A 20,812-nucleotide genomic window follows, 5' to 3' on the forward strand; every position below is an offset into this window, starting at 1 on the left:
CCGTTCAGACCATTTTGAGAATCAACCCTGAGAGGGATTGACGACACAGTGCTCGACGTCAACTTCTTCGACGAGCTGCGGATCGGCCTGGCCACCGCGGACGACATCCGGACCTGGTCGCACGGCGAGGTCAAGAAGCCCGAGACCATCAACTACCGCACCCTCAAGCCGGAAAAGGACGGGCTCTTCTGCGAGAAGATCTTCGGCCCCACCCGGGACTGGGAGTGCTACTGCGGCAAGTACAAGCGCGTCCGCTTCAAGGGCATCATCTGTGAGCGCTGCGGCGTCGAGGTCACCCGCGCCAAGGTGCGTCGTGAGCGGATGGGCCACATCGAGCTGGCCGCGCCGGTCACCCACATCTGGTACTTCAAGGGCGTGCCCTCGCGCCTGGGGTACCTGCTCGACCTCGCCCCGAAGGACCTGGAGAAGGTCATCTACTTCGCGGCGTACATGATCACCTGGGTGGACGACGAGCGCCGCACCCGCGACCTGCCCTCGCTGGAGGCCCAGGTCTCCGTGGAGCGCCAGCAGGTCGAGCAGCGCCGTGACGCCGATGTGGAGGCCCGGCAGAAGAAGCTGGAGGCCGACCTCGGCGAGCTGGAGAACGAAGGCGCCAAGGCCGACGTCCGCCGCAAGGTGCGTGAGGGCGCCGAGCGCGAGATGAAGCAGCTGCGCGACCGCGCCCAGCGCGAGCTGGACCGGCTCGACGAGGTGTGGGCCCGCTTCAAGAACCTCAAGGTCCAGGACCTGGAGGGCGACGAGCTGCTCTACCGCGAGCTGCGCGACCGGTTCGGCACGTACTTCCAGGGCTCGATGGGTGCCGCGGCGCTGCAGAAGCGCCTGGAGTCCTTCGACCTGGACGAGGAGGCCGAGCGCCTCCGCGAGATCATCCGCACCGGCAAGGGCCAGAAGAAGACCCGTGCCCTGAAGCGGCTCAAGGTGGTCTCCGCGTTCCTGCAGACCACCAACAAGCCCGGCGGCATGGTGCTGGACTGCGTCCCGGTGATCCCGCCGGACCTGCGTCCGATGGTCCAGCTCGACGGTGGCCGGTTCGCCACCTCCGACCTGAACGACCTGTACCGCCGTGTGATCAACCGCAACAACCGCCTGAAGCGACTGCTCGACCTCGGTGCCCCCGAGATCATCGTGAACAACGAGAAGCGGATGCTCCAGGAGGCCGTCGACGCGCTCTTCGACAACGGCCGCCGCGGCCGCCCGGTGACGGGTCCCGGCAACCGCCCACTGAAGTCGCTCTCCGACATGCTCAAGGGCAAGCAGGGCCGGTTCCGCCAGAACCTGCTCGGCAAGCGCGTGGACTACTCCGCGCGTTCGGTGATCGTCGTCGGCCCGCAGCTCAAGCTGCACCAGTGCGGCCTGCCCAAGGCCATGGCGCTGGAGCTCTTCAAGCCGTTCGTGATGAAGCGCCTGGTGGACCTCAACCACGCGCAGAACATCAAGTCGGCCAAGCGCATGGTCGAGCGCGGCCGCACGGTCGTGTACGACGTGCTGGAAGAGGTCATCGCCGAGCACCCGGTGCTGCTGAACCGTGCGCCGACCCTGCACCGGCTGGGCATCCAGGCGTTCGAGCCGCAGCTCGTCGAGGGCAAGGCCATCCAGATCCACCCGCTGGTCTGCACCGCGTTCAACGCGGACTTCGACGGCGACCAGATGGCCGTGCACCTTCCGCTGTCCGCGGAGGCGCAGGCCGAGGCCCGCATCCTGATGCTGTCCTCGAACAACATCCTCAAGCCCGCCGACGGCCGCCCGGTCACCATGCCGACCCAGGACATGGTGCTCGGTCTGTTCTTCCTGACCACGGACTCCGAGGAGCGCGAGGTCAAGGGCGAGGGCCGGGCGTTCGGCGCCACCGCCGAGGCGATCATGGCCTTCGACGCGCGTGAGCTGTCGATGCAGGCGCGGGTGGACATCCGCTTCCCGGTGGGCACCGTCCCGCCGCGCGGCTGGACCCCGCCGGAGCCGGTGGAGGGCGAGGAGCCGTACCAGGTCGGTGACAGCTTCCGGCTGCGCACCACCCTGGGCCGGGCGCTCTTCAACGAGCTGCTGCCCGAGGACTACCCGTTCGTGGACTACGCGGTCGGCAAGAAGCAGCTCTCCGAGATCGTCAACGACCTCGCCGAGCGGTACCCGAAGGTGATCGTGGCGGCGACGCTCGACAACCTGAAGGCGGCCGGCTTCCACTGGGCGACCCGCTCGGGCGTCACCGTGGCCGTCACCGACATCGTCGTGCCCGAGGCGAAGAAGGGCATCATCGCCTCCTACGAGGCGCTCGACGAGAAGGTCCAGAAGCAGTACGAGCGCGGCCTGATCACCAAGCAGGAGCGTTCGGACGAGCTGATCAACATCTGGACCAAGGCGACCAACGAGGTCGCCACGGCGATGAACGCCAACTTCCCGAAGACCAACCCGATCTTCATGATGGTCGACTCGGGTGCCCGCGGAAACATGATGCAGATGCGTCAGATCGCGGGTATGCGTGGCCTGGTGTCGAACGCCAAGAACGAGACGATCCCGCGTCCGATCAAGGCGTCCTTCCGCGAGGGCCTGTCCGTGCTGGAGTACTTCATCTCCACCCACGGTGCCCGTAAGGGTCTGGCCGACACCGCGCTGCGTACCGCCGACTCGGGTTACCTGACCCGTCGTCTGGTGGACGTCTCGCAGGACGTGATCATCCGCGAGGAGGACTGCGGCACCGAGCGCGGTCTGAAGCTGCGGATCGCCGAGCGGGCCGAGGACGGCACGCTGCGCAAGGCGGAAGACGTCGAGACCAGCGTGTACGCGCGGATGCTCGCCGAGGACGTCGTGGTGGACGGCAAGGTCATCGCCCCCGCCAACGTCGACCTGGGCGACGTGCTCATCGACCAGCTGCTGCGGCACGGCGTCGAGGAGGTCAAGACCCGCTCGATCCTCACCTGCGAGTCGGCCGTCGGCACCTGCGCCTACTGCTACGGACGCTCGCTGGCCACCGGCAAGCTGGTGGACATCGGCGAGGCGGTCGGCATCATCGCCGCCCAGTCGATCGGTGAGCCCGGCACCCAGCTGACGATGCGTACCTTCCACACCGGTGGTGTGGCCGGTGACGACATCACGCAGGGTCTGCCGCGTGTGGTCGAGCTCTTCGAGGCGCGCGTGCCCAAGGGTGTCGCGCCGATCTCCGAGGCGGCCGGCCGGGTCCGGGTCGAGGAGACCGAGAAGACCAAGAAGATCATCGTCACCCCGGACGACGGTGCCGACGAGATCGCCTACCCGATCTCCAAGCGCGTCAAGCTCCAGGTCGGCGAGGGCGATCACGTCGAGGTGGGCCAGAAGCTCACCTACGGCGCGACCAACCCGCACGACGTGCTGCGCATCCTCGGCCAGCGCCAGGTCCAGATCCACCTGGTGCAGGAAGTGCAGAAGGTCTACAACTCGCAGGGCGTGTCGATCCACGACAAGCACATCGAGATCATCATCCGGCAGATGCTGCGCCGGGTGACGATCATCGAGTCCGGCGACGCGGAGCTGCTGCCGGGCGAGCTGGTCGAGCGCGGCCGGTTCGAGACCGAGAACCGTCGCGTGGTCTCCGAGGGCGGTCACCCGGCCTCGGGTCGTCCGCAGCTGATGGGTATCACCAAGGCCTCGCTGGCCACCGAGTCCTGGCTGTCGGCCGCCTCCTTCCAGGAGACGACCCGGGTGCTGACGGACGCGGCGATCCACGCGAAGTCGGACTCGCTGCTGGGTCTGAAGGAGAACGTCATCATCGGCAAGCTCATCCCGGCCGGTACGGGTCTGTCCCGCTACCGCAACATCCGGGTGGAGCCGACCGAGGAGGCCAAGGCCGCGATGTACTCGGCCGTCGGCTACGACGACATCGACTACAGCCCGTTCGGCACCGGCTCCGGCCAGGCGGTGCCGCTGGAGGACTACGACTACGGCCCGTACAACGGCTGAGTGGTGGGCCTGACGGTCTGAAGGACCGCAGTACGAAGGAAGGGCGGTCGCCCCGGGACTCCGGGGCGACCGCCCTTCTCGTGTGCCCGGGGCGCCGTCGGGGCGGAGATAGATGCGTGTTACCGTTATCTCTGATGTCATCATCTGATGACATCAGTGGGTGACAACTGACCCGGGAGAGCGACGGCATCGTGTCGATCAGCGGAGACATAGCAAGCGGGCCCGCCGGGCCCGGGGCCCTACCGCGCGGGCTGCGCCTGCGCCTGCTCGGGCCGACCCTGGTGATCGTCGGCTCGCTGATGTCGGTCGTCTCCAGCCTGGGCGCCCCGCTGATCCCCACCATCGCCCACGCCGACGGCGTCTCGCTGAGCACGGCGGAGTGGCTGCTGACCATCACGCTGATGACCGGCGCGCTCGCCACGCCCCTGATGGGCCGGCTCTCCGACGGGCCCCGGCAGCGCGAGGTGATCCTCGCCGCGCTCGGCTCGGTGGTGGCCGGCTGCGTGGTCGCCGCGCTCTCCAACGGCTTCGCCATGCTGATCGTGGGCCGCGGCCTGCAAGGGGTGGGGCTCGGCCTGCTGCCGGTGGCGATGGCCGTCGCCCGGCGCAACCTCGCGCCCGAGAAGTCACGGCAGGCGATCGCCACGCTCTCGGTCACGGCCGCGATCGGCGCCGGGCTCGGCTACCCGCTGACCGCGCTGATCGCGGAGACCTTCGACTTCCGGGGCGCGTACTGGTTCGGCGCGATCACCGTCGGCTGCGCGTTCCTGCTCGCCGCCTTCGTGCTGCCCGGCCGCGCCGAGGTGCCCACCCGGCGCTTCGACACCGTGGGCGCGACCCTGATCAGCCTGGTCGTCGTCGGGCTCTCGGTGGCGCTCAGCGAGGCGGGCGGCTGGGGATGGACGTCGGCCCGCGCGCTGGGCCTCTTCGCCGGCAGCCTGGTGCTGCTCGCGGTGTGGATACCGTACGAGCTGCGCACCACCGACCCGTTGATCGACCTGCGGCAGGTCAAGAACCGCTCGGTGCTCACCGCCGACACCGGCGGGTTCCTGATCAGCGTGGCGATGTACCTGCTGCTGCCGGTCGTGGTGGAGTTCGTCCAGGTCCCGGCGTCCCAGGGCTACGGCTTCGGGGCCTCGCTGGTCGTCTCCGGCCTGGTGCTGGTGCCCTACGCGGTGACGAACTTCGTGGCCAGCCGTTTCCTCGGGATGTACGAACGGCGGTTCGGCACGCGAAGCATGATCCCGCTCGGCTCGCTGATCTTCGCCTTCGGCACCGGCTTCTTCGCGCTGGAGCACTCGCACCTGTGGGAGGCGTTCGTGGTCTCCGGGATCGCCGGCTTCGGCATGGGGTTCACCTACGCCGCGATGCCCGGCTTCATCGTGCGCGCGGTGCCGGCCAGCGAGACCGGCAGCGCGACCGGCTTCTACCAGGTGCTGCGCAGCATCGGCCTGACGCTCGGCAGCGCGCTGTCGGCGGCCGTGCTGATGGCGCACACCCACGCGGGGAGCGCGCTGCCGGAGGTGTCGGGGTTCCGGATGGCCCTGATCATCGCGTCCGCGCTGGGCGTGGCCACGGCCGTCATCAGCTTCGTGCTGCCCGGGCTGGCGACCGGCCGCCGGGTCGAGTCGGGCGCCCCGGCCCCGGCGGCGGTCGTCCCTATGATGGAGGAGGAGGCCGAACTCGCCGGCTCCGGCTACATGACCGTCGACGACCGGACTTCCGACACCCGCTGAGGAGGACCAGGGTGAGTGCCGAGCACGCGGTGCCCGAGCGGCCGCGGGCGGGCCGGGCCCGGGACGCCGCCGCCAGCAAGCAGGCCCTGCTGCGGGCCGCGCAGGAGCTCTTCGGGCAGAAGGGCTTCGAGCGCACCACGATCCGGGAGATCGGCGAACGCGCCGGTGTGGACGCGGCGTTGATCGCCCGCTACTTCGGCAACAAGGCGGAGCTGTACGTCGCCGCGGTGGTGGCCGAGGACGCCGCCGCGCGCATGCCGGCCGACTTCCGGGGGCTGGCGCAGATCACCCACACCCTGGTCACCAGGTCCGACGAGCGCGGGCCCGGCCCGATCCTCCAGGCGCTCATCCGGTCCGACACCTCCCCGGAGATCCGGGTGGCCGCCGGTGACCGGATCGCCCGCCGCGTCGTCGAGCCGCTGGCCGCCGACCTCGCCGACCGGGACCTGGACCGCGCCCGGCTGCGCGCGGAGATCGCCGTCTGCGCGCTGTACGGCATCAGCCTGGGCCGCTCGCTCGGCTGGTTCGAGGAGATCCGTTCGGTCCCCAAGGACGAACTGGTCGCCCTGGTCACGGAAGCGCTCAGCGCGCTCGCCACGCCGGCGGCCGATGAGGAGCCGGGCGGCGTTCCCGGCGACGGGTAGCCGGTCGCCCGCCGTCCCGCCGCAGCGCGACTTCCGGGCAACCGCACCGCGATTCCTCCCGCGGACCGCCGCTTTGGGGCATCCTGGAGGCATGCTGGCCGGTGACGCGGATCGTGAGCACGCGGTGGACATCCTCAAGGAGGCGTACACCGAGGGCCGGCTGAGGCCCGAGGAGTACGACGAGCGGATCGGCTGGGCGTACCAGGCACGCACCTACGCCGACCTCGACCGCATCACCGCGGACATCCCCCACGCTCCGGCGCACCGGGCTCCGCCGCCGCCGTATCCGCCCGTCCCCCTCACCTTCGCCCCGGTCCCGCGCACCAACAGCGCGGCCACCGCCGCGCTGGTCTGCGGCATTCTCGGCTTCCTGACCCTGGGCGCCACCTCGCTTCCGGCGGTCATCTGCGGCCACGTCGCCAGGGGCCAGATCCGCCGCACCGGCCAGCACGGCGACGGGCAGGCCACCGTCGGCCTCGTCCTCGGCTACTTCGTCCTGGCCGGCCTGCTCGCCCTCGTCAGCGTGATCGCCGTCCTCCTCGCCTTCGCCCCGGGCCCCTGACACCGGGCTCCTGACGCCGGACGGGAAACTGTCCGCACTGCGGTCAAGGGGTGCGGTGCATTTGTTTTGACCGTAGCCGATGCGGTAGGTACGCTCTCATCTTGTGCCTGGGGTGTGCCCGGGTCCTTGTGCGTGCCATGTGACCGGACGAGGACACCGAGGCCGCGGCGCCCGACCAAACGCACTTTCCGTTCCTTCGGATACGTGCGGGGTCCGCGACACACCCGACCGCGTGGGTCGGTCCCCAGGTTAGTTTTATCGAGATCGGCACACAGAAACCGGAGAAACGGTGCCTACGATCCAGCAGCTGGTCCGAAAGGGCCGGCAGGACAAGGTCGAGAAGAACAAGACGCCCGCGCTGAAGGGTTCGCCCCAGCGCCGCGGCGTCTGCACGCGTGTGTACACGACCACCCCGAAGAAGCCGAACTCGGCTCTCCGTAAGGTCGCGCGTGTCCGTCTGACCAGCGGTATCGAGGTCACTGCCTACATCCCGGGCGAGGGCCACAACCTTCAGGAGCACTCCATCGTGCTCGTGCGCGGCGGCCGTGTGAAGGACCTGCCGGGTGTTCGCTACAAGATCATCCGCGGTTCGCTCGACACGCAGGGCGTGAAGAACCGCAAGCAGGCCCGCAGCCGCTACGGCGCCAAGAAGGAGAAGTAAGCATGCCTCGTAAGGGCCCCGCCCCGAAGCGCCCGGTCATCATCGACCCGGTTTACGGCTCCCCGCTGGTGACCTCGCTGGTCAACAAGATCCTCCTGCACGGGAAGCGCTCCACCGCCGAGCGCATCGTGTACGGCGCTCTCGAGGGCGTGCGCGAGAAGGCCGGCGCCGACCCGGTCATCACGCTCAAGCGCGCTCTGGAGAACATCAAGCCGACCCTTGAGGTCAAGTCCCGCCGCGTCGGCGGCGCGACCTACCAGGTGCCGGTCGAGGTCCGTCCGGGCCGCCAGAACACGCTGGCGCTGCGCTGGATGGTCGGGTACTCCCGCGCCCGTCGCGAGAAGACCATGACCGAGCGACTGATGAACGAGATCCTCGACGCCAGCAATGGCCTCGGCGCCTCCGTGAAGCGCCGCGAGGACACGCACAAGATGGCCGAGTCCAACAAGGCCTTCGCGCACTACCGCTGGTAGTCACCACCCCCATCGAAACCGAGAGAAGACTGAGCCACATGGCCACCACTTCGCTTGACCTGGCCAAGGTCCGCAACATCGGGATCATGGCCCACATCGACGCGGGCAAGACGACGACCACCGAGCGGATTCTGTTCTACACCGGTGTCTCCTACAAGATCGGTGAAGTCCACGACGGCGCTGCCACCATGGACTGGATGGAGCAGGAGCAGGAGCGCGGCATCACCATCACGTCGGCCGCGACGACCTGTCACTGGCCGCTCGACGATGTCGACCACACCATCAACATCATCGACACCCCCGGCCACGTCGACTTCACCGTCGAGGTGGAGCGTTCGCTGCGCGTCCTCGACGGCGCCGTGACCGTGTTCGACGGTGTCGCCGGTGTGGAGCCGCAGTCCGAGACGGTCTGGCGTCAGGCCGACCGTTACGGCGTGCCCCGCATCTGCTTCGTCAACAAGCTCGACCGCACCGGCGCGGAGTTCCACCGCTGCGTCGACATGATCGTGGACCGCCTCGGCGCGGTGCCGCTGGTCATGCAGCTCCCGATCGGCGCGGAGGCCGACTTCAAGGGCGTGGTCGACCTCGTCCAGATGAAGGCCCTGGTCTGGTCGCTCGAAGCGACCAAGGGCGAGATGTACGACGTCGTCGACATCCCGGACACGCACGTCGAGGCGGCCGAGGAGTGGCACGGCAAGCTGCTCGAGGCTGTCGCCGAGCACGACGACGAGATGATGGAGCTGTACCTGGAGGGCCAGGAGCCCACCCAGGAGCAGCTGATGGCGGCGATCCGCCGGATCACGCTCGCCTCCAAGGGCAGCGCGGACTCCGTCACCGTCACCCCCGTGTTCTGCGGCACCGCGTTCAAGAACAAGGGCGTGCAGCCCCTGCTCGACGCGGTCGTGCGCTACCTCCCGTCGCCGCTGGACGTCGAGGCCATCGAGGGCCACGCCGTCGGTGACGCCGACGAGATCATCAAGCGCAAGCCGTCGGACGACGAGCCGTTCTCCGGTCTCGCGTTCAAGATCATGAGCGACCCGCACCTGGGCAAGCTCACCTTCGTCCGGGTCTACTCGGGCCGCCTGGTGTCGGGTACAGCGGTGCTGAACTCGGTCAAGGGCAAGAAGGAGCGCATCGGCAAGATCTACCGCATGCACGCGAACAAGCGTGAGGAGATCGAGTCGGTGGGCGCCGGCGACATCATCGCCGTGATGGGTCTGAAGCAGACCACCACCGGTGAGACGCTGTGCGACGACAAGAACCCGGTGATCCTGGAGTCGATGGACTTCCCGGCGCCGGTGATCGAGGTCGCGATCGAGCCCAAGTCCAAGGGCGACCAGGAGAAGCTGGGTGTCGCCATCCAGCGGCTCTCGGAGGAGGACCCCTCCTTCCAGGTCCACTCGGACGAGGAGACCGGCCAGACCATCATCGGCGGCATGGGCGAACTGCACCTCGAGGTGCTGGTCGACCGGATGCGGCGCGAGTTCCGGGTCGAGGCCAACGTCGGCAAGCCGCAGGTCGCGTACCGCGAGACCATTCGCAAGACGGTCGAGCGCATCGACTACACCCACAAGAAGCAGACCGGTGGTACCGGTCAGTTCGCCAAGGTGCAGATGATGCTGGAGCCGCTGGAAGGCGGCGACGCGACCTACGAGTTCGTCAACAAGGTCACCGGTGGCCGCATCCCCCGCGAGTACATCCCCTCGGTGGACGCGGGTGCGCAGGAGGCCATGAAGTTCGGCATCCTGGCCGGCTACGAGATGGTGGGCGTTCGCGTCACCCTGCTCGACGGCGGCTACCACGAGGTCGACTCCTCCGAGCTGGCGTTCAAGATCGCCGGTTCGCAGGCGTTCAAGGAGGGTGCCCGCAAGGCGAGCCCCGTGCTTCTCGAACCGATGATGGCCGTCGAGGTCACCACCCCCGAGGACTACATGGGCGACGTCATCGGCGACCTCAACTCCCGCCGTGGCCAGATCCAGGCCATGGAGGAGCGCAGCAGCGCCCGGGTCGTCAAGGGCCTGGTTCCGCTGTCGGAGATGTTCGGCTACGTCGGTGACCTCCGGTCCAAGACCTCGGGCCGGGCCAGCTACTCCATGCAGTTCGACTCCTACGCCGAGGTTCCGCGGAACGTCGCAGAGGAGATCATCGCGAAGGCCAAGGGCGAGTAGTACCCCTCGGTACCTCGTTTAGGCTTGACAGCAGGCTTTCGGGGTGTTTCCGGCACAATGTGTCGGAAACGCCCCAGGGTCGGCATTCCAGCAAAGATCACCTGGCGCCGATGAACCAAGGCGTACAGATCCACTCCCAGGAGGACCCCAGTGGCGAAGGCGAAGTTCGAGCGGACTAAGCCGCACGTCAACATCGGCACCATCGGTCACATCGACCACGGTAAGACCACGCTTACCGCGGCGATTACCAAGGTGCTGCACGACGCGTACCCGGAACTCAACGAGGCTTCGGCCTTCGACCAGATCGACAAGGCTCCTGAGGAGCGCCAGCGCGGTATCACCATCTCGATCGCGCACGTCGAGTACCAGACCGAGTCGCGTCACTACGCGCACGTCGACTGCCCCGGTCACGCGGACTACATCAAGAACATGATCACCGGTGCCGCGCAGATGGACGGCGCGATCCTGGTGGTCGCCGCGACCGACGGCCCGATGCCGCAGACCAAGGAGCACGTGCTGCTGGCCCGCCAGGTCGGCGTGCCGTACATCGTGGTGGCCCTGAACAAGGCCGACATGGTGGACGACGAGGAGATCCTGGAGCTCGTCGAGCTCGAGGTGCGCGAGCTGCTCTCCGAGTACGAGTTCCCGGGCGACGACCTGCCGGTCGTGCGTGTCTCCGCGCTCAAGGCCCTCGAGGGCGACAAGGAGTGGGGCGAGAAGCTGCTCGGCCTGATGCAGGCCGTCGACGAGTCGATCCCCACCCCCGAGCGTGACGTCGAGAAGCCGTTCCTGATGCCGATCGAGGACGTCTTCACGATCACCGGTCGTGGCACCGTCGTCACCGGTCGTATCGAGCGCGGTGTGCTCAAGGTCAACGAGACCGTGGACATCATCGGCATCAAGACCGAGAAGACCACCACCACGGTCACCGGCATCGAGATGTTCCGCAAGCTGCTCGACGAGGGCCAGGCCGGTGAGAACGTCGGTCTGCTGCTTCGTGGCATCAAGCGCGAGGATGTCGAGCGCGGCCAGGTCATCATCAAGCCGGGCACGGTCACCCCGCACACCGAGTTCGAGGCGCAGGCGTACATCCTGTCCAAGGACGAGGGCGGCCGCCACACGCCGTTCTTCAACAACTACCGCCCGCAGTTCTACTTCCGTACCACGGACGTGACCGGCGTGGTGACCCTCCCCGAGGGCACCGAGATGGTCATGCCGGGCGACAACACCGCCATGACGGTCTCGCTGATCCAGCCGGTCGCCATGGAGGAGGGCCTGAAGTTCGCCATCCGTGAGGGTGGTCGTACGGTGGGCGCCGGCCAGGTCACCAAGATCAACAAGTAGGTCCTGCGGGCTCGTTGAGCCGTAGCTGAGGTGCCCCACTCCGCTTGGAGTGGGGCACCTTCTTGCGTGCGGAGGATCAGCGGAGGAGCTTGTTCGCTGCCGCGCTCGCCGCGTAGGCGATGGCCGCCGTGAGGAGCACCGTGACCGTCAGGACGGTGGCGGGGGCGCCGTGGGAGAGCGTGAGCGCCAGTACGGTCACCGCGACGAGCGGCCCGGCCGCGTACCACGCGAGGTAGATGAGGGGGCCGGGGGAGCCGATGGGGGAGCCGCCGCCGAGGAACATGAGCTGGGTGCGGGCGGGGCCGCGGCAGGCGCCGTAGAGCGCGGCGGCGGTGAACGGGAAGGCGCACAGCGGCAGGTAGAGCAGGGCGATCGGGGCGCCGTGCAGCGCGAAGGGCACCGCGGCGAGCAGACCGAGGACCGCGCCCACGACGGCCGGCACGATGCCGTGCTGCAGCATGAGGCTGCGCAGCCGGTACGGCGACCAGGCCGCGCGGCGCAGGTCGTCGGTCTCGACCCGGGCGGACTCGGCGAGCGCGCCGACCGCGAGATAGCCGCAGACCAGGCCGACCACCAGACCGACCGGGCGCCGCTCGCCGCCGAGGTCGGCGCCGAGCCCGGCCGCGGTCGCGGCGGCGGCCGTCCACAGCACGGCCCGGCCGACCCGGCCGGGCGCGCGCAGCAGCGTCAGGGCGTCGCGCCAGACGACGGCGAGGTGCCGGGCCCATCGGCCGCGCGGAGGTGGCAGCCGGACCATGCGGGTGGCGTCACCGCCGCCGGCCTCCAGCAGGGCGAGCTTGGCGGCGCGCAGTTCGAGCGACCAGGCGACCGAGGCGACGGTGGTGGCGGTGGCGGCCCTGGCCCGCAGTTGCCCGGTCGGTACGGCGGCGGCCTCGCGGTGGGCGAGCACGACCGCGGCGGCGGTGGCGGCCAGCAGCAGCGCCAGGGCGGCCGGCCAGCCCGGCACACTGCCGCCGCAGGCGCGGACCACCGGCTGGGCGGCCCAGCCCCACGGCCCCGACCACAACTCGACCCACTCCAGCGGCCGGACCCGGTGCCCGGAGCCGGCCAGCCCGGTCTGCGCGCCGAGCGCGGCCAGCAGCAGGACGGCGGGCGCGGTCCAGCGCCGTACGGTCCTGGCGCGGTCCGGGCGGCGCTCCACGGCCATGCCGAAGGCGACCGCGAGCAGGGGCAGGCAGACGGCGGCGGGCAGCGCGGCCGGCAGGGCCTCGCCGATGGACGCCTGGCCGGTGACGCGCAGCGCCACCGCCCCCGCGACGCCGCCGAGCACGCCGGGGATCAGCGCGAGCCCGGCGGAGAGCCGGAACCACGGCCGCAGCACCGCCGCGCGCCGCACCGGCTGCGCCAGCAGCCAGCCCACGGCCGGGCCGGGCAGCACCACCGGGCCGCGCCACAGCGCGTCGCGGGCCGAGACCAGGAACAGCAGCAGGCTCAGCGCGGTGAACAGGGCGGGCAGTCCGCGGGTCAGACCGGCGCCGAAACCGCCGTAGTCCGTCCCTTCGTTGAGGCCGCGCAGGAAGTGCACGGCCAGCCCGCTGCCGTAGCCGACGACGGCGAGCAGCACGGAGTAGAGCAGCACCGCCAGGTCGCGGCCCTGCTGGCGGCGGTGGGCCTTGCGCTTGGTCCGCAGCCAGGCGAGCGTCTCGGTGGTGCGGTCGTCGTCGGCCTCGCTCCAGCCGCCGGAGGCGTACGTGTCGGGGTCGTCGGCTGCCGGGCCGTCGGGTGCGAGCTCGTCGGGTACGGGGCTGTCGGTCATGTCGGCTTCGTGGTCCGCGAGTTCGGGCCCCTCGGGGGTGTCCGCCGAGGCGCGGCTGCTGCCGGTCATGCGCCCGCGCCGAGCTGCCGCAGCACGTCGGCCGGCGGGCCCTGGGCGGCGACCCGGCCGTCCTCCAGGGCGACCAGGTGGTCGGCGACCGCCTCGGCCAGCTCGGCCTGGTGGGTGGCGAGCAGCACCGCCACGCCGCTCTCCTTCTCGGCGACCAGCAGTTCGGCCAGCCGCTGCCGGGCGTCGGGGTCGAGCCGCTGCTCGGGCTCGTCCAGGACCAGCAGGTCCCGCGGGCGGACCAGCGCGGCGGCCAGCAGCAGGGACTGCATCTGGCCGGAGGACAGGGCGCCAGGCAGCGCGTCCGCGTGGTCGGACAGCCGGCGGTCGGCGAGCACCTGGTCGATCCAGCCGGCCGCGTCGTCGACGGCGTGCGCGACCGTCACCAGTTCCAGGTGCTCGCGCACGGTGAGGTCGGGGTAGCAGGCCACGGTGTCACCGACCACGGCGACCCGGGCGCGTACCTCCGGGTCGTCCTCGCTGATCGGCCGGCCGGCGAAGAGCGCCTGGCCGCTGGTGGGGGCGTCGCGGCCGGACGCGATCCGCAGCAGCGTCGACTTGCCCGACCCGTTGTGCCCGAACAGCGCGGTGCACTTCCCGGCGGTCACATCCAGGTCCAGGGGCAGCAGCGCCTGCCGCTTCCCGTAGTTCCTGCTGACCTTCCGCAGCCGCAGGAGTGCGCCCGCACTCGTGGTCGCCTTCATACGGGCCTCCGTGCCGGGGGTGGGGTGGGTCCCGACCCTATTACTCCTCGCGTGGAGGACACGGGCCGCGTCGGCGCGATACGGCCTGCGGTCGGCTCTCACGTGCGGGTGTGCGTCCGGGCACGGACGGCCGGCCACCGCGGCGCCCCGTGGCGAACCGGGGCGCATACGCCAAGACGCCTGGCTCCGCGCCGAGGACCGGGAAGGGGCCGGGTTCCGCCGTCACCGAACGCGCGACGGAGCACCGGTGCGGGCCGGCACCGGTCAAGACCCGCCCCCCACAGTGGTGTGCCGAGGACACCGGCCGCGTGTCGCCGGACCCTCCCCACCCCTCACGGCTTGGCCCGGACCCACTTCTGGTTGGAGGTGCCGGCGCAGTCCGCCAACTGCAGCCTGGTCCCGTTGCCGGTTCCCTGGTTGACCGCGGCCACGCACTTGTTGGCGAGGATGCTCACCAGATCGCCGCCCGCGGTGGTGTTGAGGGTCCACACCTGGGCCGGGCCGCCGTTGCAGTTGGCCAGTTGGACCGTGGTGCCGGCGGCCGTGTCCGCGTTGGCGACGTCCATGCACAGTCCCAGCGAGTGGATGGTGCCCCGGTAGTCGGACGACCCGTCCAGGACGAAGGTCCACTGCTGCCAGGTGGCGCCGCTGCAGTCCCACAGCTCCAGCGGCTTGCCGTCCTTGCCCCCCGGCGCGACGCCGTCGGTCACCGTGATGCACCGGTGGGAGCCCCGGCCGACCAGCTCGACGGCCGAACTCCCGCTGGCGGGCGGCGTCGTGTGCTTGGTGCCGCTCCCGCTCCCACCGCTGCTTCCGCCGCCGTGGCCCCCACCGCTGCTACCGCCGCTGCCGCCTCCGCCGCTGGTGCCGCCGCCTCCGCGGGCCGGGGTGTCCTGCGGGGTGGTGGGCACCGCCGCACTCGGGGTGGTGGTGGCCGGCTGCGGCGGCACAGGTGCGGAACTCGGGCTGGGGAGCACACTCGCGGTGGTCTGCTGGACGAGTGGCGTGGCCTGGCTGCTGAGGGCGGGCGCATGGGTGAACCAGAGCGCGACGCCGGCGATGACGAGCCCCAGGCAGACGGTGAGGGCGGTGAAGAGCCAGCGGGGCAGGACGCCGCGCTGGACGTAGGCGCCGTCCACGTTCAGCGGGCTGACCCCCGAGCGGGACACCGACAGCCGGTACGGCCGGTTCTGCTTGGAGCCGATCCAGATGATCTGGCGGGGCTTCAACGTGGCGGCGACGAACGCCGCTCGGCCCGGCTCGATACGGACGTTGGACGGGACGATCTCGTAGCCGAGCTGGTCGCCGTTGTCCTCGCCGGTCACGGAGGCGGTGAGGGCGGTGTTGCCGAGGTTGTCGACAGCCAGCTTGGGCCGTCCCCGGAAGCGCCCCTTGACGGTGTGCGGGACGAGTTCGGCGCGCACCTCGACGAACGGCGTCACCGTGATGTTGCCCTCGGGGACGGTGGTCGCCTCGGGCTGCTCGGACGGGGTGATCTGGACGGCGTAGGGGTGCGGCCCGGCGGTGGCGTCGGGGGTGCGGGGCGGCGCGACCGTGAGCTCGACCGTGCCCGTGGTGCCCGGGTAGAGCCGGAGGGAGGCGGGTTCGGCGGTGATGTAGGGCGCGAGATCACCGACGACGGTGAAGTGGTACTCGTCGACGACGTCGCCGGTGTTGCGGATGCGAAGGCGTACGGCCACAGTGCTGCCCGCGTCGACGGTCGTGGACGGGGGCTCCAGGGAAGTCCATAGGCTCACCTTGGAAAGTTACCCGGGCGGGCGGGTATCGGGGCAGAGCGCCAATAGGCCACGTTTCGCGCCTCAAAGCGCCTGCCGCGCGCCCCTGTCCGCCCCGCCCGCGCGGGCGGGGCGGACACCGGCGAGGCGACGGCCCCGCGCGGTCGGTCATCGGGACCTGTCCGGACTCGCCCCGCCCAGGTTTGGGTGTTCCAGGCCACGGGGTAAGCTACCCGGCTCGATTGGCGTCCGGTGCGTCCGGTATGGCAGACTACCCAAGTTGCTCGGTCGAGCGCCGATGTTGCGCGCCTCCCGTCGGGAGGACCGGAAGCGAGTCCCACAGTACTCGTCGTCCTTATCTGCCCTCCGGGCAGCGCTGGGGCGGACGTACGGGAATCTTCCGGGAAGTGTCAACGCGGCTCCGATCAGGCATCCGGTGGGTGAGATCTCCCACGCAAATCCCTGGTGCAGGGCCTTTCCGCATGCGGAAAGTCATGTGCGAGAGACGCGACACGCCCGACCGCGTGGGTCGGACAAGCGGATGCCAGAGCGTAAAAAGAGACAAGGACTACGGAGTAGCCATGGCGGGACAGAAGATCCGCATCCGGCTCAAGGCCTACGACCACGAGGTCATCGACTCTTCGGCGAAGAAGATCGTCGAGACGGTGACCCGTACTGGTGCGCAGGTCGCGGGCCCGGTGCCGCTGCCCACTGAGAAGAACGTGTACTGCGTCATCAAGTCGCCGCACAAGTACAAGGACTCGCGCGAGCACTTCGAGATGCGCACGCACAAGCGCCTGATCGACATCCTCGACCCGACGCCCAAGACCGTTGACTCGTTGATGCGCCTGGACCTGCCGGCCGGCGTCGACATCGAGATCAAGCTCTGAGAGGCGCGGAGAAGATGACCAAGCAGATCAAGGGCATCCTGGGCGAGAAGCTCGGCATGACCCAGGTCTGGGACGAGAACAACCGTGTCGTCCCGGTGACCGTGGTCAAGGCCGGCCCGAACGTTGTGACCCAGGTGCGTACGAACGACGCCGACGGCTACGAGTCGGTCCAGCTCGCCTTCGGCGAGATCGACCCGCGCAAGGTGAACAAGCCCCTCAAGGGCCACTTCGCCAAGGCCGACGTCACCCCGCGCCGCCACCTCGTGGAGCTGCGCACGGCCGACGCCGCCGAGTACACCCTCGGCCAGGAGATCACCGCCGAGGTGTTCGAGGCCGGCGTCAAGGTCGACGTGACCGGCAAGAGCAAGGGCAAGGGCTTCGCCGGTGTCATGAAGCGCCACAACTTCAAGGGCCTCGGCGCCGGCCACGGTGTCCAGCGCAAGCACCGCTCTCCCGGCTCCATCGGTGGCTGCGCCACCCCGGGCCGCGTGTTCAAGGGTCTGCGTATGGCGGGCCGCATGGGCAACGAGCGGGTCACCACCCAGAACCTGACCGTTCACGCCGTTGACGCGGAGAAGGGCCTGCTGCTCATCAAGGGCGCGGTTCCCGGTCCGAACGGCGGCCTCGTCCTGGTCCGCAGCGCGGCCAAGGGGGCCTGAAGGATATGAGCACCAGCATCGACATCCTGTCGCCCGCGGGCGACACCGCCGGGACCGTAGAGCTCCCGGCCGAGATCTTCGACGCCAAGGTCAGCATCCCGCTGATCCACCAGGTCGTCGTTGCGCAGCTTGCCGCGGCCCGCCAGGGCACGCACAAGGTCAAGACGCGTGGCGAGGTCCGTGGTGGTGGCAAGAAGCCGTACCGCCAGAAGGGCACCGGCCGCGCCCGTCAGGGCTCGACCCGCGCACCGCAGTTCGCCGGCGGTGGCGTCGTGCACGGCCCCGTGCCGCGCGACTACTCGCAGCGCACGCCCAAGAAGATGATCAGGGCCGCCCTGCGCGGTGCCCTGACCGACCGCGCCCGGCACAGCCGTATCCACGTCGTGACCGGCATCGTCGAGGGCGAGACGCCGTCGACCAAGGCCGCGAAGACGCTGCTGGGCAAGATCAGCGAGCGCAAGAACGTGCTGCTCGTCGTCGAGCGGGCCGACGAGGCCGGGTGGCTGTCCGCCCGCAACCTCCCCCAGGTGCACATCCTGGAGGCCGGCCAGCTCAACACGTACGACGTGCTCGTCTCCGACGACGTGGTCTTCACCAAGGCCGCCTTCGACCGGTTCGTCAGTGTCCCCGGTACCGGCGCCGCCGAGACCGAAGGGAGCGACGCCTGATGGCCGAGCAGACCGAACTGACCGAGGCAGCCGACCAGGTCGGCGCCACGATCACCAGCAAGACCTTCACGGACCCGCGCGACCTGCTGATCAAGCCGGTCGTCTCCGAGAAGAGCTACGCGCTGCTGGACGACAACAAGTACACCTTCGTCGTCGACCCGCGCGCCAACAAGACCCAGATCAAGCAGGCCGTCGAGGCGGTCTTCCAGGTCAAGGTCACCGGGGTCAACACGATCAACCGGCAGGGCAAGCGCAAGCGCACCCGCACCGGTTTCGGAAAGCGCGCCAACACCAAGCGCGCCATCGTGACCCTTGCCGAGGGCGACCGCATCGACATCTTCGGCGGCCCGGTCTCCTAACGGGGATCGGTTCGAGTCGAAGTCCGGAATATTCCGAGGACTGAGAAATGGGTATCCGCAAGTACAAGCCGACGACCCCGGGCCGTCGTGGCTCCAGCGTCGCCGACTTCGTCGAGATCACGCGGTCCACGCCGGAGAAGTCGCTGGTCCGCCCGCTGCACAGCAAGGGCGGCCGTAACAACGCCGGTCGTGTGACCGTTCGCCACCAGGGCGGTGGCCACAAGCGCGCCTACCGAGTGATCGACTTCCGTCGGCACGACAAGGACGGCGTGCCCGCCAAGGTCGCGCACATCGAATACGACCCCAACCGCACCGCGCGCATCGCGCTGCTGCACTACGCGGACGGCGAGAAGCGCTACATCCTCGCCCCCGCCCGCCTGCAGCAGGGCGACCGGATCGAGAACGGCCCCAGCGCCGACATCAAGCCGGGCAACAACCTGCCGCTGCGCAACATCCCGGTCGGTACCACGATCCACGCGATCGAGCTGCGGCCCGGTGGCGGCGCCAAGATCTCCCGCTCCGCGGGCGCCTCGGTGCAGCTGCTGGCGAAGGAAGGCAACATGGCCACCCTTCGCATGCCGTCCGGCGAGGTCCGGATGGTCGACGTCCGCTGCCGCGCCACCATCGGTGAGGTCGGCAACGCCGAGCAGTCGAACATCAACTGGGGCAAGGCCGGCCGCATGCGGTGGAAGGGCGTTCGCCCGACCGTCCGCGGTGTCGCCATGAACCCGGTGGACCACCCGCACGGTGGTGGTGAGGGCAAGACCTCCGGTGGTCGCCACCCGGTCTCGCCCTGGGGTCAGAAGGAGGGTCGTACTCGTTCTCCCAAGAAGGCGAGCAACAAGTACATCGTCCGCCGCCGCAAGACGAACAAGAAGCGCTAGGAGCGGGTTTAGATGCCGCGGAGTCTCAAGAAGGGGCCCTTCGTCGACGACCACCTGATCAAGAAGGTGGATGTCCAGAACGAAGCAGGCACCAAGAACGTCATCAAGACCTGGTCCCGCCGCTCGATGATCGTCCCGGCCATGCTGGGCCACACGATCGCGGTGCACGACGGCCGTAAGCACGTCCCGGTGTTTGTCACTGAGTCGATGGTCGGCCACAAGCTCGGCGAGTTCGCGCCGACCCGCACCTTCCGCGGTCACGAGAAGGACGACCGCAAGGCGCGGCGTCGCTGACCAGCGGCGAGAAGCGACCGACCATGACAGACACTGAAGGGACAACCATGGAAGCCAGGGCCCAGGCGCGGTACATCCGCGTCACGCCCATGAAGGCCCGCCGCGTGGTGGACCTCATCCGTGGCATGGATGCCACGGAGGCTCAGGCGGTCCTGCGTTTCACGCCGCAGGCCGCGAGCGAGCCGGTGGGCAAGGTGCTGGACAGCGCCATCGCCAACGCCGCGCACAACTACGACCACACGGACGCCGAGTCGCTGTTCATCAGCGAGGCGTACGTGGACGAGGGTCCGACCCTGAAGCGGTTCCGGCCGCGCGCCCAGGGCCGCGCCTACCGCATCCGCAAGCGGACGAGTCACATCACCGTGGTCGTTGCCAGCAAGGAAGGGACCCGGTAATGGGCCAGAAGGTTAACCCTTACGGGTTCCGGCTCGGCATCACCACGGACTTCAAGTCCCGGTGGTACGCCGACAAGCTCTACAAGGACTACGTCAAGGAAGACGTCGCCATCCGCCGGATGATGACGCAGGGCATGGAGCGGGCCGGCATCTCCAAGGTGGAGATCGAGCGCACCCGTGACCGCGTCCGCGTCGACATCCACACCGCCCGGCCGGGCATCGTCATCGGCCGTCGCGGCGCGGAGGCCGACCGTATCCGCGGTGACCTGGAGAAGCTGACCGGCAAGCAGGTCCAGCTGAACATCCTCGAGGTCAAGAACCCCGAGATGGACGCGCAGCTGGTGGCCCAGGCGGTCGCCGAGCAGCTCTCCTCCCGGGTCTCCTTCCGTCGTGCCATGCGCAAGAGCATGCAGGGCACGCTGAAGGCCGGCGCCAAGGGCATCAAGATCCAGTGCGGTGGCCGTCTCGGCGGCGCCGAGATGTCCCGCTCGGAGTTCTACCGCGAGGGCCGGGTGCCGCTGCACACCCTGCGGGCGAACGTGGACTACGGCTTCTTCGAGGCCAAGACCACCTTCGGCCGGATCGGTGTGAAGGTGTGGATCTACAAGGGCGACGTGAAGAACATCGCCGAGGTCCGCGCCGACAACGCCGCGGCCCGTGCCGGCAACCGCCCGGCCCGTGGCGGTGGCAACGAGCGTCCGCAGCGCCGCGGTGGCGAGCGCGGCGGCCGTGGTCGTCGTCCCCAGACGGACGGTGCCGCAGCGGCCCCCAAGGCCGACGCGCCCGCTCCTGTCGAGGCGGCGGCTCCGGCTGCTGAGACCCCCGGAACGGAAGGCTAAGTACC

Annotated in this window: 19 protein-coding genes; 16 read left to right on the forward strand and 3 right to left on the reverse strand. The window is 69.6% G+C overall.

Annotated elements, in window-relative coordinates:
- Positions 1 to 48 precede the first annotated feature (48 nt).
- The 8 genes from OG370_RS25385 (at position 49) to tuf (ending at position 11,536) form a co-directional block, all read left to right on the forward strand.
- Entirely contained in the window at positions 49 to 3,948 is a 3,900-nt protein-coding gene (locus OG370_RS25385; protein WP_328468066.1) for a DNA-directed RNA polymerase subunit beta', read from the forward strand.
- 191 nt (positions 3,949 to 4,139) lie between these two features.
- Complete coding sequence (locus tag OG370_RS25390; RefSeq protein WP_328468068.1) at positions 4,140 to 5,684, forward strand: MFS transporter; 1,545 nt, start codon at positions 4,140 to 4,142, stop codon at positions 5,682 to 5,684.
- Positions 5,685 to 5,695: 11 nt separating this feature from the next.
- The gene (locus tag OG370_RS25395) at positions 5,696 to 6,328 is read left to right on the forward strand and encodes a TetR family transcriptional regulator (protein WP_328468070.1); all 633 of its coding nucleotides are present in this window, start codon (positions 5,696 to 5,698) and stop codon (positions 6,326 to 6,328) included.
- A gap of 91 nt (positions 6,329 to 6,419) precedes the next feature.
- Complete coding sequence (locus OG370_RS25400) at positions 6,420 to 6,890, forward strand: DUF1707 and DUF4190 domain-containing protein (RefSeq protein WP_328468072.1); 471 nt, start codon at positions 6,420 to 6,422, stop codon at positions 6,888 to 6,890.
- A gap of 289 nt (positions 6,891 to 7,179) precedes the next feature.
- On the forward strand, positions 7,180 to 7,551 hold the full coding sequence (gene rpsL, locus OG370_RS25405; RefSeq protein WP_014144289.1) for a 30S ribosomal protein S12: 372 nt from the start codon (positions 7,180 to 7,182) through the stop codon (positions 7,549 to 7,551).
- 2 nt (positions 7,552 to 7,553) lie between these two features.
- Entirely contained in the window at positions 7,554 to 8,024 is a 471-nt protein-coding gene (rpsG, locus tag OG370_RS25410; RefSeq protein WP_073492360.1) for a 30S ribosomal protein S7, read from the forward strand.
- A gap of 38 nt (positions 8,025 to 8,062) precedes the next feature.
- Positions 8,063 to 10,192 (forward strand): elongation factor G, encoded by a 2,130-nt coding sequence (gene fusA, locus OG370_RS25415; RefSeq protein ID WP_328468075.1) that lies wholly within the window; start codon positions 8,063 to 8,065, stop codon positions 10,190 to 10,192.
- Positions 10,193 to 10,342: 150 nt separating this feature from the next.
- Positions 10,343 to 11,536 (forward strand): elongation factor Tu, encoded by a 1,194-nt coding sequence (tuf, locus tag OG370_RS25420; RefSeq protein ID WP_328468077.1) that lies wholly within the window; start codon positions 10,343 to 10,345, stop codon positions 11,534 to 11,536.
- A gap of 76 nt (positions 11,537 to 11,612) precedes the next feature.
- Here tuf and OG370_RS25425 read toward each other — a convergent pair whose 3' ends face one another.
- The 3 genes from OG370_RS25425 to OG370_RS25435 form a co-directional block, all read right to left on the reverse strand.
- A complete protein-coding gene (locus OG370_RS25425) occupies positions 11,613 to 13,382 on the reverse strand; it encodes a hypothetical protein (protein ID WP_328468079.1) in 1,770 nt (589 codons plus the stop codon).
- Complete coding sequence (locus tag OG370_RS25430; RefSeq protein ID WP_328468081.1) at positions 13,379 to 14,083, reverse strand: ABC transporter ATP-binding protein; 705 nt, start codon at positions 14,081 to 14,083, stop codon at positions 13,379 to 13,381. The genes OG370_RS25425 and OG370_RS25430 overlap by 4 nt, the downstream gene beginning before the upstream one ends.
- Before the next feature lie 332 nt (positions 14,084 to 14,415).
- Complete coding sequence (locus tag OG370_RS25435; RefSeq protein WP_328468083.1) at positions 14,416 to 15,840, reverse strand: ricin-type beta-trefoil lectin domain protein; 1,425 nt, start codon at positions 15,838 to 15,840, stop codon at positions 14,416 to 14,418.
- Between the two features lie 560 nt (positions 15,841 to 16,400).
- Between OG370_RS25435 and rpsJ the strand changes: the two genes are divergently transcribed.
- From rpsJ to rpsC, 8 genes are read left to right on the forward strand one after another with little or no spacing between them, the layout of a single operon-like run.
- Complete coding sequence (rpsJ, locus tag OG370_RS25440) at positions 16,401 to 16,709, forward strand: 30S ribosomal protein S10 (RefSeq protein WP_014144312.1); 309 nt, start codon at positions 16,401 to 16,403, stop codon at positions 16,707 to 16,709.
- A 14-nt stretch (positions 16,710 to 16,723) separates the two neighbouring features.
- On the forward strand, positions 16,724 to 17,368 hold the full coding sequence (gene rplC / locus OG370_RS25445; RefSeq protein WP_103886919.1) for a 50S ribosomal protein L3: 645 nt from the start codon (positions 16,724 to 16,726) through the stop codon (positions 17,366 to 17,368).
- Between the two features lie 5 nt (positions 17,369 to 17,373).
- Entirely contained in the window at positions 17,374 to 18,036 is a 663-nt protein-coding gene (gene rplD, locus OG370_RS25450) for a 50S ribosomal protein L4 (protein WP_328468086.1), read from the forward strand.
- On the forward strand, positions 18,036 to 18,395 hold the full coding sequence (rplW, locus tag OG370_RS25455; RefSeq protein ID WP_328468088.1) for a 50S ribosomal protein L23: 360 nt from the start codon (positions 18,036 to 18,038) through the stop codon (positions 18,393 to 18,395). The genes rplD and rplW overlap by 1 nt, the downstream gene beginning before the upstream one ends.
- A 47-nt stretch (positions 18,396 to 18,442) precedes the next feature.
- Positions 18,443 to 19,279 (forward strand): 50S ribosomal protein L2, encoded by an 837-nt coding sequence (gene rplB, locus OG370_RS25460; RefSeq protein WP_202235516.1) that lies wholly within the window; start codon positions 18,443 to 18,445, stop codon positions 19,277 to 19,279.
- Between the two features lie 12 nt (positions 19,280 to 19,291).
- A complete protein-coding gene (gene rpsS, locus OG370_RS25465; protein WP_202235517.1) occupies positions 19,292 to 19,573 on the forward strand; it encodes a 30S ribosomal protein S19 in 282 nt (93 codons plus the stop codon).
- A 47-nt stretch (positions 19,574 to 19,620) separates the two neighbouring features.
- The gene (gene rplV / locus OG370_RS25470) at positions 19,621 to 19,968 is read left to right on the forward strand and encodes a 50S ribosomal protein L22 (RefSeq protein WP_328468094.1); all 348 of its coding nucleotides are present in this window, start codon (positions 19,621 to 19,623) and stop codon (positions 19,966 to 19,968) included.
- On the forward strand, positions 19,968 to 20,807 hold the full coding sequence (rpsC, locus tag OG370_RS25475) for a 30S ribosomal protein S3 (protein WP_328468096.1): 840 nt from the start codon (positions 19,968 to 19,970) through the stop codon (positions 20,805 to 20,807). The genes rplV and rpsC overlap by 1 nt, the downstream gene beginning before the upstream one ends.
- The last annotated feature ends 5 nt before the right edge of the window (positions 20,808 to 20,812 follow it).

This window comes from Streptomyces sp. NBC_00448 (assembly GCF_036014115.1).
GTDB lineage: Bacteria > Actinomycetota > Actinomycetes > Streptomycetales > Streptomycetaceae > Actinacidiphila.